The 268-nt window shown below is 60.8% G+C and carries 1 protein-coding gene; it reads right to left on the bottom strand.

The genetic code is table 11. The features are described from left to right. Positions 1-268 (bottom strand): AAA family ATPase (locus NW835_RS12180; protein ID WP_414415440.1); only part of this gene is annotated, 268 nt, incomplete at both ends.

Here is a 268-nt window from a genome sequence, read left to right as displayed (position 1 = left end):
AGCAGGTTGCCGGCATCCATCGCCCCCTCGGCAGCCCCCGCCCCGACCACGGTGTGCAGCTCGTCGATGAAGAGGATGATCTGCCCTTCCGATTCGGTAACCTCCTTGAGCACAGCTTTGAGGCGGTCTTCAAACTCACCGCGGTACTTGGCGCCAGCAATCAAGGAGCCCATGTCCAGGGCGATCACCCGCCGGTTTTTCAACGACTCCGGCACATCTCCCCGGTTGATACGTTGAGCGAGACCTTCGACAATGGCGGTTTTCCCCA

Origin of the sequence: Synechococcus sp. OH2, from assembly GCF_047462155.1 — a bacterium.
Classification (GTDB): domain Bacteria; phylum Cyanobacteriota; class Cyanobacteriia; order Thermostichales; family Thermostichaceae; genus Thermostichus.
The sequence above is the reverse complement of the archived record's forward strand: the minus strand, read 5'-3'. Positions and strand labels throughout refer to the sequence as shown.